The following is a 15,386-nucleotide window of genomic DNA, read 5'->3' as shown; positions in this document are numbered from 1 at the left end:
GACATATCAAGCCCCGTGGTAGCCGTCTTCTTCCGGATTTTCATGATCGCCCTTGGGCAGTTCACCCACCCAGCGCATGGCGGCGGCGTGCTCGCGGTGCGAGAAGGTGCGAATCTCCATCGCCTTGAACAGGCGATCCTCCAGTTTGGCAATGTGCTTGATCAACTCCTTGTCGGTGATCACGGCAGCGCGATGATAATGCGCAAGATCGCCGAGCTGGGTAAGGCTGTAGCCTAAATCCTTCAACAGTGCGGTGAGGGTCATCCAGCGCAGGCCGTCGAGCTCGGCGAGCATGCTGACCCGGGGGTGATGGCGCTTGGCGGTTTCGATGGCGTCGATGGCCTGCTGTAACTCGCGGGCCGTGACGACTCCGCCGACCCTGATGGCCACGACATGTTCCGCCGGATGGGTGATGAACTCCAACATGGTGATCTCCCTGGGACATGGAGAATGGGCACGTCGCCTGCCTTCAGCATAGCCGGTCAGGGCTCGACAGGGTTGGGCAACCGCTTGAGCGTGATCTCCCATCTGCGGGAGATGCAAGGGTACATCTCCCGCGTCCATGAACGCAGATCAGAAGCCGATATCGCGATAGTGGCGAGCCACTTTCTCGATGGCGATCACGTAGGCAGCCATGCGGTAGTCGTTGATCTCAGGGTTGTCGCGGCGGGTCTGGATGATGGCCTGCAGAGCCAGGCGCATGGAGTCATCCAGGCCGGAACGTACCAGGTCGAATTCGTCCGCGCCGCGGCCGATCTTGTCGCGCAGGTGCCCGGGCACCTCGACCCCAGTGGCCCCTTCGATCGCCTCGATGATCTGCTCTCCACGAGCTTCGTGGAAACGCCGATCGAGCCTGCCGAAGCGCACATGGTTGAGATTGCGGATCCACTCGAAGTAGGAAACCACCACCCCGCCTGCGTTGCAGTAGGCATCGGGCAGGATCTCGATACCGCGACGTTGAAGAATCTTGTCGGCGTCGAAGGTCACCGGGCCGTTGGCCGCTTCGGCAATCAGCTTGGTCTGGAGACGTTCGGCGTTGTCGACGGTGATCACACCCTCCAGGGCCGCCGGAATCAGGATGTCGCACTCCATTTCCAGCACCGCCATGCCGTCTTCGCGGTACTCGCCACCGGCAAAACCCGTGACTCCGCCGGTCGCGGCAATGTGTTCGCGCACCGCCTCCACGTTGAGGCCCTGGGGGTTTACCACCGCGCCGTCGCGCTCGATGATCGCGGTGATCAGGCAATCATCCTCGGTTTGAAGGAAATGCGCGGCGTGATAACCCACGTTGCCCAAGCCCTGAACAACCACCCGCTTGCCGGAAAGCGTGCCGGAGAGACCGCAGCGCTCCAGTTCCTGCGGGTGACGGAACAGCTCACGCAGGGCGAACTGGACCCCGCGCCCGGTGGCCTCGTTACGTCCACGTACCCCGCCATGCTCTACCGGCTTACCAGTAAGCGCGCCCATGTAGTTGATGTCGTTGGGGAACATCTGGCGGTAGGTATCCACCATCCAGCCCATCTCCCGGGGGCCGGTGCCCATGTCCGGCGCCGGTACGTTCTGGGCGGGGCTCAGGTAGCCCTTGTTGATCAGCTCGCGGGCAAAGCGGCGGGTAATCGCTTCCAGCTGGTGGGGCGCGTACTGGCGTGGGTCGATGATCAAGCCACCCTTGGAGCCTCCGAACGGCACATCGACGATGGCGCACTTGTACGTCATCAGCGCCGCGAGAGCTTCCACCTCGTCCTGGTCGACGATCGGCGCGAAACGAATACCACCCTTGGAGGGCAAGCGGTGGTCGCTGTGGGTGGCTCGCCAGCCGGTGAAGATCTCCGCCTTGCCGTTGATCTCCACCGGAAAGGAGACCTGCACCACGCTCTGGCAGACCTTCAGCGCATTGCCGAGCCCGGCATCCAATCCCATGATACCGATGGCATTATCGACCATGTGTTCGACGCTTTCACGAAATGTCATGCCTTGCTGTGCGTACTTGGTATCGCTCATCTCGCGCACTCCATCGCTATTGTTTTGTGAGTCACCGGCACAGCGGGCTGGCCTGCGCCGCTTTCCAGTCTAGCAATACCGTAAATGCCTCCGTATTGAATAGCCGTCGGCCTAAATAGGCATGGCAATTCACGACACGCTCGCGCATCCAGGCACATTCATTAGGCCAGGACGTCAACCGCTCACGTCGCGAAACGGATACGCTCTCTGAAACCGCCCCAGAACATACGTTGGCTGTCGAACGGGAGCTGGGTGCTGTCGAGCATGTCGGAAAGACGCGGGTCCTTCATCACTTCAGCCAGGATACGATCGCGTTCGCGTTTGGAGGCGTAGCGGATCCAGGCGAAGATCACGACCTCGCCGGGTTCGAGCTTGACGCTTTGCGGAAAGGAGGTGAACTGGCCGGGTTTGACGTCATCCGCCACGCATTCGACGTACTCGAGTGCCCCGTATTCTCGCCACACCTCCCCGGCATGACGGGCCAGGCGCAGGTAGTCATCGAGCCTCTCCACGGGGACCGGCAACACGAAGCCATCAACATAGGACATGGCACACCCCTCCTGAACAGTCAGTGCCCTCTCATGATAGTCTGCGCGCAGGTTTTCATTGTTTGTCGCCGCGACGTCACGTTCGCTGTCAGCGTCTTGACGGTACGTCTCTCATTGATGCTTGCCACGCTGCTTGCGACCCCCTTCACGCTGCACAGGAGCCCATCATGACCACTCACGAGATGCTGGAACGCCTGGTGGGATTCGCCACCGTGTCACGCGACTCGAATCTCGAACTGATCCGTTTCGTGGAGGACTGGCTGGATCGGCATGGCGTCGAACACTGGCGCTACGCGAGTGATGATGGCGGCAAGGCCAACCTGTTGGCGCGGATTGGCCCGGCCGTCGAGGGCGGCGTGGTGCTTTCGGGACACACCGACGTGGTACCCGTGGATGGCCAGCCATGGTCCACCGACCCGTTCACACTCACCGACAAGGGCGATGGCAGCCTCTATGGCCGGGGCACCTGCGACATGAAGGGCTTTATCGCCTGCGCGCTGACCGAAGTACCGCGTTGGGTGACGCTCGATTTGGCCAAGCCGCTCTACCTGGCGTTTTCCTACGACGAGGAAGTCGGCTGCATCGGCGCGCCGCGCATGATCGAACGGCTGATGGCCGACCACCCGCGACCCGCGGCGGTGATCGTCGGCGAGCCGACCCTGATGCAACCGGTGGTGGCGCACAAGGGTGCTACCAACCTGCGCACCACGGTGACTGGCCGCGCCTCGCACTCCAGCCAGGTCAACCAGGGGGTCTCGGCGATCCATGTAGCGGCCCGGATGGTCACGCGTATCGAGGACGTGATGGCCGAGCTAAAGGCCGAAGGCCGGGTGGACGAAGCCTTCAACGTGGTGCACTCGAGCCTGCACGTGGGCACCATCAGCGGTGGCACGGCCATCAACATCATGGCACGAGAATGTCGCTTCGATTGGGAAATCCGTCACCTGCCAAGCGACCGCTACGAGGATCTGGTGGGACGCGTCGATGCCTACGCCCGGACGCTTGAAGCCGAGATGCGAAAGCGCGCCCCCGAGGCGAGCATCGTCACCGAGGCGCTCAACACCACCGTGCCGGCGCTTGCCGACGACAACAATGCCGAGGTGCTGGCGCTGTGTCATGCGCTGCTCGGCGAACGACCCAGTGGTGCCGTGGCCTATGCCACCGAAGCCGGCCAGTTCCAGCGCGAAGGCCTGCCCACCGTGATCTGTGGACCGGGCAGCATCAGCCAGGCCCACCAGCCCGATGAATTCATCGCCATCAGCGAGCTCGATGCCTGCACTCGCTTCATGGCCGCGCTAGGCGGTCGCCTCACACGCGCGTAAGTCCCCGATGTCGGTTGTGCCATCATCGTTGGCGACAGGCACAAGCGACAGCACCCCTCACCTGGGCGGTGAGGGGTGCTGTGAACATTGGCTGGATCCTATGCCAGCAGGCGATTCACCCGTTTACCCGAGCATTGCGCCGACGTTGCCGGCGCTGGCGCAAGGAATGCAACAGGCGCTCATACAGCACCCAAAAGTGCACCAGGGCAAACACGATCAAGAAATTCACCCCGATGATCTCGAACAAGTGCACAAGAAATGCGACATCCGCCCAACTATCGGTGCTCACCATCTGCACATAGGTTTGCGACAACACCAGGAACCAGAGCCCGAGTGTCGTCACCATCAATGCCAGGTCACGAAAGTGATATTGCCAGTTACCACGGCGAGTATTGCTGATAATCACAGACCCCAGGGTGTTGAGTGCATCCGAGGGGGCAGTCACGGTGTCGCTGCGATACGTCATCATGGAAGTCTCCATCTCAAAAAGGGTAATCGGTTACCAAGAGAAGCTGGGCGATTTCGGTGACATCAGTCACGGAATCTCTCCCCTCTATCGGGACTTCTCCAGGTGGCGGGCTGACCACGTCGCCTCACCACGGCGATGGGAAATGCCACGACAACGGTGGCCATGTTGAGCATCCAGTAAACCACCGGATACCAGATGCACCAGAACAAGCAATTGATCATGTTGCGGTCGTAGCGGCTGTCGATCATGAAGCTTACGCAGAACTGCAACAGGCAAAGCAGAAACAGTGCGCCACCGAGCCAGTGAAGAAGACTGTCCTCACTACCAACGTCCATCCCCAACACCAGCCTGACCAGACCGGTGACAAGCAGAGCCAGCATCGAGTAGCACCACAGTACGCTGACGATGTATTCGACGATCAACGGCCAGAAGCGTCGGTTGCGCAGTGTTGTCGCCGTGGTGAAGTGGCGTAGAAACGCCTCGGCCCCACCCTGGGCCCAGCGCAGGCGCTGCATATACAGCCCACGCAGGGTCTCGGGCATCAACACCCAGCACAGCGCACGCGGCTCGTAGCGCACCTGCCAGCCGGACAGCTGCAGCCGCCAGCTGATGTCGATATCCTCGGTGATCATGTCGGTACTCCAGCCATCGACCTGCTTCAAGGCGGTACGCCGGAAGGCACAGATCACCCCGGAAATAGTGAACACCATTCCGTAGATACGCTGGGCACGCTTGATCAGCCCGATGATCGACGAGAACTCGCCAGTCTGTATCTTGCCGATCGCCGTAGAGCGGGTGCGTACACGGGGGTTGCCCGTGACACACCCCACACGGGGGCTCTTGAGGAAGTGCTGCACCATCCAGTAAACCGCGTCATAGTCCAACACCGCATCGCCATCGATACCGACAATGAATTCTCCGGTGGCGTGTGACAGACCATGATTCATGGCACCCGCCTTGCCTTGGTTGGTCTGATGAAGCACCTTCAGACCGGGATATTGTTCAGCCAGGGCATCGAGTCTCATTCCGGTGTCGTCACGGCTGCCATCATTGATGGCAATGACTTCGAGGTTGCGGTAGTTGTGCCGAAACAGATGGTCAATGGTTTCGTTGATGTTAGCGCCTTCGTTGTGGCATGGCACCAGTATTGTCACGCGTGGTGGCATGTCATTTCCGGTCAACTCAGGCACCCGGGGCTGGCCACGTTCCCAGTGAAAGTAGTAATAGATTCCGCCAGTGATCCAGACCACGGCCATCAAGCTGGGATAACCGATAGCGAAGGTCGAGAGCATGTCGAAAAAGGTCATGGCAGTTCCACCAGAGACGCTCCCAGAGAAAACTCACGCCGCAGGACATCGGCATCGGGGTGGCCGTTGATGAAGTCGTCGGGGTAATACCCGTATTGGTTGATGCCGGCCTGCCGAATGATACGCATCCACCGGGCCAGCGTTTCGCTGGGAACGGGCGTCTGGTCCCGCCAGTCCTGTGCCTGCAACTCGAAGATCAGCGAGTCGGCATCGACCCGGCCAATGGCGACCTCGGCGAGATTTTTCAGCCAGGCATCCGCGTTTTCGGCCTCTTCCATATACGGCATGGCCATCACCGCGGTGTAGTCATAGGCATCGGCGAAGGCTTCCAGCTCCTGGGCGAACCACTGCTCGCTCTGCCGATTTAGAACCACGGGGGCATAGACATTGCGCGCGGTGTAAAGCGCCGTGGTGTCGTACATGCGAAAGCGGGAGACTTCAGCGGTCAACTGATGGGTGAAGTCGATCAAGAACCGGGTCTTGAGTCGCGTCCAGCGAGCCATCAGCGCGTCCTGCTCACGAATCGCCGCGATCGAGCCGGGCAGCCCCCATTGCTCTTGGTACCAGCTCAGTGCCGCCGGCGAGGCATCCTCAAAGTCGCCGAGGAAGGCATCATCGTGAAAGATCAGCCCATCGAACTTGGCGTAGTAGCCCAGGTCCCGATAGATCTCGGCGATGATTTCACGGTTGCCCTCGACGAATGGCGACAAGCGACGGTAGTGATCCGGGTTCGGCTCGCCCAGGTTGGCATCGCTGACATAGCGGTGGCCGTCGCCAAGATCGAATGCCATGACCGGCATCCAGGCATACACCGAAACGCCGGCACGCTTCTTGAGCTGCCAGGCCACCCGATTGAACAGATCGGCACGCACGGGAAGGTGCTCGTTGGGGAAGTACAGGCTTTCGGCCACGCCGTTACCGTCAGGATCGGCAAAAGCTTGCAGGTAAACCGTGGTGATCTGTTGAGATTTGACCTTGTCCAGCAACGCATCGAGGTTGCTGGCCTGCTGCCCGGGGTCGGGGTCATAGACGTAATCGAGGTCGACATGAATGACACGCTCATTGGCCGGGTCCCAGATCTTGCCCCCCAGGTATTCCTCGAAGGTTTCCAGTGAGGTTTCCTGATCGACCAGGTAGCGGTTGATGTCGCGGGTGTCATCCGCCAGCCGGTTGGGCTTGGCCAGCAGGCTGAAGGTATGCGGCATGCCTAGCTCAGCGGCAATACTCAGCGTGGTCTGGGTATATCCGCCATAGGGCCAGATGACCGAGCGCGGCGCCTCGCCGACTTCTCGCTCGATTTGGTCACGGGCACGCTTGAGGTCATCGTGGATGCGCTGGCGGTAGGCATCGATGCTCTCGTAGCCCTGCGCGCTCCATTTCGGCGTACCCACCGCCGGCTGCTCGTTGCCGAAAGGATTACCGACCACGCCCTTGTGCATATCAAAGGTGTGGGTGGCGATTTCGACCAATGGCGAGGCTTGCAACTCTCGCATCTGGTCCCAGCTCAGGAAACGCTCGCGAGGCAGTTGTATCTGGCCGTAGGGCACCTGGCCGCCTTCCGGCACGTCCAGCCAACTGCCCACCGGGGCGACCAGCGCCGGGTAGTCATACAATTCCAACAGGGGCAACACGATGTCATAGACGCTGCGATAGCCATCATCGAAGGTCAGCAACACCGGGTTGGCGGGCAGTGAGCGCTTGCCGGCCTGGGCATCCAGGATGTCCTGAAGACTGACCGGGTGATAGCCCAGGTCGCCGATCAGGTTGAACTGCTGGATCAACTTGTTGCGGGTGATGGTCTGCGGATAGATCTTCAGGTCCGGGGTACGCGTCAAATCGATCACATCGTGGTAGCTCAGGACGGTGTACTCGGGGGAATCAACGGCCTCGGCGGATTGAGCCATGGCCGCCGTAAGCGAAACGCCGGGGAGCACCAGCAGAATGGTGGCCAGGAGGCACAAGCACCGACGGTAGCAGGCGAGCGGCGTCGTCACCGACACGATGCAGCGGTAAAACGCTGCCGGGATATGCGCATTCATAAGAATCTCCAGTCCAGACCGATGCTGAAAACGTTGTCGAACTCCGCGTCACCGTCGTAGATGGACTTGCTGCGCCCAACGCCATATTGCAGATGCAACCTGGGCGAAAGCTCCCAGCGGTGGTGATAGCCGATCTGCCAGGTGTTGGCGGCATCTTCGTCCTGCTGCCAATATCGACCGGTACCCAATGTGACGCCTTGAACGAAGGACTGGCGGTAGCCAATTGGCAGGCTGTGCTCCACGTTCAGTTCGCCGCCGAGGCTGATATCACTTTGCGGGTTGAAGTAACTGGCCTCGACGTCGTCATTTTTCGAGGTGCCGGCATAGACCGCCGCCTGGACTCGCCACGCGTCGTACTGATAGAGGGTTTCCCGCCAGTTGCCGGTCAATGAGCGTCGCTGGTTGCCATCATCGATATCCAGCATGGTCAAGCTGATAGCGCCGCCACCGGACTCGTCCCGGTGATAGTTCAGCGAGGTCTGATAGAGATCGGCACTGAAGCCGTCATTCAGTGCCCGTAACGGCGTCTGCGCGGTATTCCATTCAGCGTTGAACGTGGCGGACCAATGGTCGTTGAAGGCGTAGTTCAGCTCTCCCCACAGCACGGGCTCGTCATTGAGTTGAGCCCCCTGCCCCGCACTGAGCGACAACGTGGCCGGGTACAGCGGCAACTCGTAACCGATGGTGTTGTAGGCGGCGTAGAGGCCTTGTTCCAGATACTCGCCAAAGATGCCGATGCGCCGGGCGAAGAAGCGACCTCCATCGTCACCCCGCGGGGATTCCAGACGTGCCTCATAGCGCCAATCGCGTGAGCTCTGCGTTCCGCTGCCCGACCCACTGCCGGCTTCGCCGCTGACAGTCAGCCCGCCGGCTCGACGTTCACGAAGATCGCGTTCGAGGCTGTCGCGGTCGACGCTGGGCAGGCCCTGCTCGAGGTGACGCTCGATGGCGTCAACGGTGCCACGCCACTGGCCACGGTCGAGCCTCGACATCAGGATGGCTTGTCTGGCGCCATCACGGTTATCGGGCGCGGACAGTTGTTCGGCACGTCGATACGTCTCCTCGGCCTTGCGTGGCCAGCCGCGCCAGCGGTAGACATCGCCCTGGGTTTTCCAGAGCGATGCGCTGGCCGGTGCCCGTTGAAGGAGCTCATCGAGCCGCACCTGGGCGGCATCCAGGCCACCTCGCCAGGCTTCCAGCAACATTTCGAGCTGGAGAATCTGCTCATGATTGGGGTTGCCAAGACGCTGGGTACCGGTAAAGTCCCAGCGCGTCGCGGGTTCTTGAGACTTCCAATCATCAAGCACGTGCTTGGCGCTATCGAAGGCCCGCAAATCGGCATAGGCATAAAACAGCGGCGCATTCAGAGGTTCGTCGTCAGCATGAGCCTGAGCAGGGTTGACTTCGATCAATTCCCGGTAGATGGCCACCGAATCCGCGGGGCGCCCTACACCGTAGAGCGCCTCAGCGCGCGCCTGCCGCAGATAGATAGGCAGCTCGCCATGGCGCTGTTGCAGCGCATTTGCGAGTTGTTCCGCCTCGTTGAAACGGCGCAGCTTCACCAGGGTTGCCAGCTTGTCGAACTCGACGCGCTGGACCAACTCAGCATCGGCATCCGACTCATCCAGTAGGGCATTGAAGCCGGACAGTGCTTCGGCATACAACGCGGGCTTGTTGGCCGTTTGCGCCAGGCGCAGCTGATCTCTGGCGCGGTAGTAGCGCAGCCACTGACGATCCGTGGTCGTGAAGGCCTGGGGATACTCGGTCATCAGCCGGTTGGCGGCGATGGTGGCCCCCAACTCGACGGCCAGGCGATATAGCGCCTGCACCGCTTCAAGGTCATCCGGTGAGCGCTCAACCATCCAATGGCGAGTCTGCAGTTCCATGAGCGGCGCATTGAGCTGCGACGCCAACTCGAGACGCGTCTGGAACCACTGCGGCGTTCGCCCTTCGCGAGCCTGCATCCGCTGCAACAGTCGTTCGACAGCCTCGACATCGCCCCTCGCGAGCTGGGTCAGTGCGAGCCCCAGCCAGCCCTGAATATTATCCGGCTGACGCTGTGTAAGTGATTGATAGTATAACGTTGCCTTGGCGTATTCGCGTGTTTGTCGCGCGGCCATGCCGAGCATTTCGAGGCTGCTCGGCGAGAGCGAGTCGGGATGGCAGTCGGCACAGACACGCAGCACGTCCTGGTAGCGTTCGGCACGAATCAGCAGTGCGATCAAATCGTCACGGACCCGGCGATCACGCGTCTCGGTGTATAAGCTTCCAAGGCCATCTATACCGGTGTTCAACTGCCCTTCACGGGCCTTGATGACCCAGGCTTCTCGCCGATCATCCAGGGATTGCCCCTGGGCCTGTACAGCGCCGATCGTTTGCAGACCCACGCAGCACACCAGCATTCCTATTGCTCTGAACATGGTACTCCTTCCTGTGCCGACTTTTTCGCCGCAGCACTAGTGACCCCAGCCCCCCTGTCATAGACGAAATGACAAGGGACTGACTGGGTCTGACAATCCTACTTAAATTCAACCTGGAAACATGCGTCTCTTTACAGGAGCTTATATTTTCGGATTACTCATATTGGGAATTTTATTGCAGAGGGCAAGTCATAATGAGAAACATGTTGTTCGCATACTACCCAACAGCACCTCAAAAATTAACTTCCATTCCATAAGGTTATGGAATTGTAGTGGTGACTAACGCTTCAGAGAAAAACCGTCTTACACCACCTCATCCAAAATGACGGATGCTTAATACATTTAAAGTTCACAGTTCAGCATAGAGCACCACTCTACAGGTCGCAAAAAAAATAAACCAGCCGCGATGAAAAAAACTTTGTTAACTATTATGTATAAAAAACGGCAAACGTAGACTAACGCCGCCAACTTTATCAACCAGTTAATAGACAAGCGCTCAGCACCACAAAAAAATAACAACTAGAAAAATAATATTCGCGGTCAGAGAAATCTCACTCTTTCGCATGAGCCCGATACACTAACGAGCCAAAAAAAGGCCGCATTCCGCAATAATTTCAAGTAGTTATATATTTTCTATATATCAGTGCGCTACCGCACGGAAACACTCTGAATGGCCACTTATACTTTGCGACAGTAGTGGCAGGTGCCACCCCGACAAGAAGCGACATGCCTCAACCCCCTTCTTGGATCACCATTTTTCTTAGCTACCAAAAGGCAAGGATAGATTACATGAGCGCTGAAAAAACCAAGACAGATATCAACCAAGCTACCGAACGAACCACTGAGCAATTCGACAATGCCGTCGCCGAGCCAGTGCGTGCCTACGGAGCACTGACCACTGATTATTTTGAACAGCTTTTCGAGGCACAGTTTGACGCTGTGCGCTCCTTTACCGATAACAGTTTGGCACAATCCCGCTCTTGGCTCGAGGTCAAGGACGCCGACAGTTTTCGACAAGTGGTCGAGGAACAGCAGAACCTCATCCGGGATATGAGCGAGCGGTTGAAGGAAGACGCTGACAAGATTCGCTCATTGAGTGAGGAATACTTGAAAAGCACTCAGCAACTCACGGCGGGCAATGTTCAAGCAGGCCAGGAGAAGCTCAAGGAAAACATGCAGAAGAGCCAGGCTAAAATGGAAAGCAACCTTAAGAAGAGTAAGGAAGGTGCTGACGAAATCAGCAAACAAAGTCAGCAGCAGTCCGACAAGAGCAAGAAGTCCAATCACTAATCTGATCAGTGACACGAGTTTCCAGGTACGACATTAAGTGCGTGTAGGGCCGCTTCCAAGGAAGCGGCCCTTTCGCTGTATGGCGACCGCTGGACACCTCCACGACAACCTGAGTCGTCCCCCTCCCCAAAGCCGGTGACACACATGAGGTGAGATACGCCCTTCATATCAGCCACATGCCACATAGAGAACCGCGCGAGGAGCAGTGGCGTATCCAACGTCCCCCATCACTGATATCAACTCAAGTGTTAGGATGCGCCTGGACATCACGCGTTATGGAGACCCTGACATGCCTAGCCCGGCACTGGCCGTCGCTCACACCCCGCTGGTGGCCGTTTACGGCACCCTGAAGCGTGGGCTGCGCAATCATCATTGGCTATCGGGCGCCGAGTTTCTCGGCAGTGACCGGCTGACGGCGGTGACCCTCTTTGATCTGGGCCCCTACCCCGGCGCCAAGCCGTGGCCCTCGCGGGGGGTCGAGGTGGAAATCTTCCGGGTCGACGCCAAACTGATGGCAGGGCTCGACCACCTGGAGGATCACCGCGTACGCACGCCCAAGCGGGGCGACTTCGAACGGGTCGTTCACACCACGGCCCTGGGCCCTGCCTGGCTCTATCTCTACAACCACGACGTCAGCGGTTGCCCGATGATTCGCGAGGGTGCCTGGCAGCCCGGGCACTCTGCCAAGCGTCACGGCGTGGTATAAAAGCCATTATCAGGCCAGTCGCCGAACCGGCTATCCCACAAGGAGGAACCCATGGGTCGTCTTCTATCGTTGATCGTGATCGCCGGGCTGGCCTATGGCGGCCTGTATATCTACTACGGCATCGTGGTGGAGCGCGCCATCGAGCAGCAGCTGGAGGCGCGAGGGCTCACCGCGCTGGAAGTTGAGCGCGTGGACTATGGCCCGCTGGCCCCGCTTACAACGGATACCCGCTTATCCACAGACGTCCGCTATCGTGGCGCCGAGGCCAGCCTGGATATTCGCGTAATCGGCCATCCGGTCTTCTCGGATGAGGTGCGACTGGAGCTAGACGGCCTTCAGGCGCTGCGCTTGAGCATCGGCACAGGTAACTGAAGCGCCCATGCATATTGCCGTATTGACCCTCACCATCTCCCTGCCAGGCTGTCGCTCCCTCAAGGAGAAACGCCAGCGCATGGGCGGCCTGCATGAGCGTTTCGGGCGCAACCCGGCGGTCGCGGTCTGCGAGAGCGGCGAGCACGACCGTCTGGAGGCGAGCGAGTGGACCTTCGTGGTAGCCGCGAACACGCTACCGAAGGTGGAAGCCCTCTGCAGCGAGATCGAAGACAAGTTCCAGCGCAGCGTGGACGGCCGGGTGATGGAGGCCACCCGGGAGGTGCTGTAGAAACGGGCACCGGTAGCGCCAGATTTCCGAATCAGCCGCTATATGTCATCTTCCTCAATGGGACTCCCCAGCGTATCGATAATGACGCTGTGGCACTCGACCTCGAACTTCTCGCCGCTGATCAGTTCGGGGTTCTCGGCGCGCCATTCGGCGGTCAGCTCGCCGCGAAAGGCCTTGATGAGGATGGACTGGGTCATGGGGTGTCCTGATTGAGAATGTCAATGTAGGCCCGGTAGGCGTAGATACGATTGCGCTTCTGCCCGGTCAACTCGTGGACGATGCCGAGCGTCTCCTCGAGGGCTGTCAGCAACCGGCCGACGGTGGCTGGTGTCAGTCCCGTGCGTTCGCAAAGGTGCGCGATATTGGCGATGGGCTGCTGGAAGAATGCATCCAGCAGCAGGCCCGCCGAACCGGCCTGGCGGCCCAGCTCGGGAAGCCGCGCCCTGTCTTGTTCATGCAACTGGTTGAGACCACGGGCCGTCGCCACCGCCTGATTGGCGGTCTCGGCCACGGCGTCCACGAAGAACAGCAGCCAGGCCTCCCAATCGCCGGTGACCCGCACCTGTTGCAGGCGTTCGTAGTAGACCTGACGATGCTTCTTGAAGAACACCGACAGGTAGAGCACGGGCTCGTTGAGAATACCGGCCTCTACAAGGATTAGCGGAATGAGCAGGCGCCCCAGACGCCCGTTGCCATCCATGAAGGGGTGAATGGTCTCGAACTGCACATGGGTCAAGGCGGCCTTGATCAGCGGGTCGGTGGCCTCGGGCATGTCGTTGATGAAGCGCTCCAGCGCCGCCCAACAATCCGCTAATTGTTGGGGCGGCGGTGGCACGAAGACCGCCTCGTCGGGGCGATGCCCACCCAGCCACACCTGGTTGCTGCGAAATTCGCCCGGCCCGCGGTTGATGCCGCGCCCGGAGGTCATCAGCGCCACGTGCATCTCCATCACCAGACGATGGCTGATGGGGAAGCTCTCACGAATGCGTTGCACGCCCAGCATCAGGGCATTCACGTAGCAGGAGACTTCCTGCACGTCGTCCATGGGAACACCCGGCATGCCCTCCATCTCATAAAGCATCAGGTCGCTGAGCGATGACTGGGTACCCTCGATCTGCGACGACATGACGGCTTCCTTGCGCACATAGCTATAGAGGAAGAGTGACGCATCGGGCAGCAAGGTACTGATGGCATCCAGACGCCCCAGCTCCAGCATCGCGCGGTTGATACGGCTCTGCAGTTTGCCATCGAGCGCCAGGGGCGGCTGAGGTGGCAACGGGTCGGGGATAAACGCCTGACACCTCACACCGCCAGCGATGCTGTCCACGTAGTGGCCTGTGAGTCCGCGTTCCATGGGAGCTCCCTCTCACCGCTCGCAAGCGGGCCTGGGTAAAATAGCTTTGCACCTTATTTTAAATTACAGATGAAATTAAAATAAGACCCGCCACTATTTTAATTTCAAGCCTCTCCTTTAACTCCTCGTCTCGCCGAAGTGGCCCTTATGTCGATGCCATCGACATGTCCGCGGGACGTGTCGAAAAAATTGCGTTTCGTAAACATGTCGCGGCGATATGTCGATGGCAACAACATGTCAGTTCGCTTTGGGCGCTTGGCATTGGGGCTGGCATGCGCAACGCTAGATGGCCGTTGCCTGGTCACTGGCAACTCATGCTGCAAGCAGCGAGGGTGAAATGTGTTATGTCGCACCTCACCCCGACCAACCCGGCTCGGCGAGGCCCGGCACGTCGACCGAGGCACGCAGCAGGCTGCCCGCCGCCGAGTAGCGTGCCTTGCCTTCGGCGTCCAGGTGTTGGGTGGCGGTGGTGATGTAGAGAGTACGCAGGTCGGGGCCGCCGAACGTCGGCATGGTGGGATGCGGGCATGGTACCGCCAGGCTTTCCACCGGCTCGCCCTCGGGCGAGAAGCGCACGACCTGCCCCCCGCCATACAGGGCGCTCCAGTAGCAGCCTTCACTATCCACCGCAGCGCCATCGGGCACGCCAGGTAGCCCGAGTGCCGCGGTATCGACCCAGGTGTTGCCCTCGCCCAGATTGCCGGTGTCGACATCATAGGCATAGCGAACGATGCGCCGGGTCAAGGAGTCGGTGTGGTAGAGCCAGCGCCGGTCGGGGCTGAAGGCCAGTCCATTCGAGATACCGATTCCCGGCAAACGTTTCGTCAGCTCGCCCCGTTCGAGGCAATACAGTGCCGCCGTGGGGTGGGTCTCCTCGGCGTCGATGGTGCCCACCCACAAGCGTCCGGCGGAATCGCAGCGGCCGTCGTTGAAGCGGTTGCCTTGCCACTCATTTTTCCATTCTGGATTGGCCACGATCCGCTCGATCTGGCCATCGAAAGGCAGGAGCAGCCACACGATGCCGGACGCCGTCGCGGCCAGCAGTCCTTCCTGGCCTGAGATGTCACCGAGGGCGATGCAGCCGACCTTCTCATCCAGCGTGATGGTGTCCGGCGGCGTGCCCGCTTCGGGGCGCCAGAGGTAGATCGTGCCGCGGTTGATATCCACCCAGTGGAGAGTCTGGCGTTGCACCGACCATAGCGGGCTCTCGCCAAGGCTCATGTCCAGCTCGAGCGCGATATCGATGCCGTCTTTCTTCATTGCCACCTG

15 protein-coding genes are annotated in these 15,386 nt (G+C 59.9%); 5 read left to right on the top strand and 10 right to left on the bottom strand.

Annotated features, from left to right (window positions below):
- Window positions 1–6 precede the first annotated feature (6 nt).
- The 3 genes from C6V82_RS03330 to C6V82_RS03320 all read right to left on the bottom strand — a co-directional run bounded on the left by C6V82_RS03330 (window position 7) and on the right by C6V82_RS03320 (window position 2,549).
- On the bottom strand, window positions 7–426 hold the full coding sequence (locus C6V82_RS03330; RefSeq protein WP_180978346.1) for a SpoIIAA family protein: 420 nt from the start codon (window positions 424–426) through the stop codon (window positions 7–9).
- A gap of 147 nt (window positions 427–573) precedes the next feature.
- Window positions 574–2,001: a Glu/Leu/Phe/Val family dehydrogenase gene (locus C6V82_RS03325; protein ID WP_102589450.1), complete on the bottom strand. Its 1,428-nt coding sequence runs from the start codon at window positions 1,999–2,001 to the stop codon at window positions 574–576.
- 182 nt (window positions 2,002–2,183) lie between these two features.
- A complete protein-coding gene (locus C6V82_RS03320) occupies window positions 2,184–2,549 on the bottom strand; it encodes a DUF1428 domain-containing protein (RefSeq protein ID WP_102589449.1) in 366 nt (121 codons plus the stop codon).
- 167 nt (window positions 2,550–2,716) lie between these two features.
- Between C6V82_RS03320 and argE the strand changes: the two genes are divergently transcribed.
- The gene (gene argE / locus C6V82_RS03315) at window positions 2,717–3,871 is read left to right on the top strand and encodes an acetylornithine deacetylase (RefSeq protein WP_102589448.1); all 1,155 of its coding nucleotides are present in this window, start codon (window positions 2,717–2,719) and stop codon (window positions 3,869–3,871) included.
- Window positions 3,872–3,986: 115 nt separating this feature from the next.
- On the opposite strand, the gene C6V82_RS03310 is transcribed toward argE, so the two are convergent.
- The 4 genes from C6V82_RS03310 to pgaA all read right to left on the bottom strand — a co-directional run bounded on the left by C6V82_RS03310 (window position 3,987) and on the right by pgaA (window position 10,106).
- Entirely contained in the window at window positions 3,987–4,340 is a 354-nt protein-coding gene (locus C6V82_RS03310; RefSeq protein ID WP_102589447.1) for a hypothetical protein, read from the bottom strand.
- A 62-nt stretch (window positions 4,341–4,402) separates the two neighbouring features.
- Complete coding sequence (pgaC, locus tag C6V82_RS03305; RefSeq protein WP_102589446.1) at window positions 4,403–5,647, bottom strand: poly-beta-1,6-N-acetyl-D-glucosamine synthase; 1,245 nt, start codon at window positions 5,645–5,647, stop codon at window positions 4,403–4,405.
- Window positions 5,644–7,686 (bottom strand): poly-beta-1,6-N-acetyl-D-glucosamine N-deacetylase PgaB, encoded by a 2,043-nt coding sequence (gene pgaB / locus C6V82_RS03300; RefSeq protein ID WP_229843054.1) that lies wholly within the window; start codon window positions 7,684–7,686, stop codon window positions 5,644–5,646. The genes pgaC and pgaB overlap by 4 nt, the downstream gene beginning before the upstream one ends.
- The gene (pgaA, locus tag C6V82_RS03295; RefSeq protein ID WP_229843055.1) at window positions 7,683–10,106 is read right to left on the bottom strand and encodes a poly-beta-1,6 N-acetyl-D-glucosamine export porin PgaA; all 2,424 of its coding nucleotides are present in this window, start codon (window positions 10,104–10,106) and stop codon (window positions 7,683–7,685) included. The genes pgaB and pgaA overlap by 4 nt, the downstream gene beginning before the upstream one ends.
- Window positions 10,107–10,895: 789 nt before the next feature.
- Here pgaA and C6V82_RS03290 point away from each other — a divergent pair.
- The 4 genes from C6V82_RS03290 (at window position 10,896) to C6V82_RS03275 (ending at window position 12,763) form a co-directional block, all read left to right on the top strand.
- Window positions 10,896–11,396 carry a phasin family protein gene (locus tag C6V82_RS03290; RefSeq protein ID WP_180978345.1) on the top strand — a complete coding sequence of 167 codons (501 nt, stop codon included), beginning with the start codon at window positions 10,896–10,898 and terminating at the stop codon, window positions 11,394–11,396.
- 289 nt (window positions 11,397–11,685) lie between these two features.
- A complete protein-coding gene (locus tag C6V82_RS03285; protein WP_102589444.1) occupies window positions 11,686–12,102 on the top strand; it encodes a gamma-glutamylcyclotransferase family protein in 417 nt (138 codons plus the stop codon).
- Window positions 12,103–12,153: 51 nt separating this feature from the next.
- Window positions 12,154–12,474: a hypothetical protein gene (locus tag C6V82_RS03280; protein ID WP_102589443.1), complete on the top strand. Its 321-nt coding sequence runs from the start codon at window positions 12,154–12,156 to the stop codon at window positions 12,472–12,474.
- A 7-nt stretch (window positions 12,475–12,481) separates the two neighbouring features.
- A complete protein-coding gene (locus C6V82_RS03275) occupies window positions 12,482–12,763 on the top strand; it encodes a DUF503 domain-containing protein (protein WP_102589442.1) in 282 nt (93 codons plus the stop codon).
- Window positions 12,764–12,801: 38 nt separating this feature from the next.
- On the opposite strand, the gene C6V82_RS18155 is transcribed toward C6V82_RS03275, so the two are convergent.
- From C6V82_RS18155 to C6V82_RS03260, 3 genes are all read right to left on the bottom strand, one after another.
- On the bottom strand, window positions 12,802–12,960 hold the full coding sequence (locus C6V82_RS18155) for a hypothetical protein (RefSeq protein WP_219724532.1): 159 nt from the start codon (window positions 12,958–12,960) through the stop codon (window positions 12,802–12,804).
- The gene (locus tag C6V82_RS03265) at window positions 12,957–14,117 is read right to left on the bottom strand and encodes a Fic family protein (protein WP_102589441.1); all 1,161 of its coding nucleotides are present in this window, start codon (window positions 14,115–14,117) and stop codon (window positions 12,957–12,959) included. The genes C6V82_RS18155 and C6V82_RS03265 overlap by 4 nt, the downstream gene beginning before the upstream one ends.
- 354 nt (window positions 14,118–14,471) lie before the next feature.
- A complete protein-coding gene (locus C6V82_RS03260; protein WP_102589440.1) occupies window positions 14,472–15,377 on the bottom strand; it encodes an SMP-30/gluconolactonase/LRE family protein in 906 nt (301 codons plus the stop codon).
- Window positions 15,378–15,386: the final 9 nt, after the last annotated feature.

This window comes from Halomonas urumqiensis, assembly GCF_003028575.1.
Taxonomy (GTDB): Bacteria; Pseudomonadota; Gammaproteobacteria; order Pseudomonadales; family Halomonadaceae; genus Halomonas; species Halomonas urumqiensis.
Note: the sequence above shows the minus strand (reverse complement) of the source record. Positions and strands in the feature narration are given on the sequence as shown.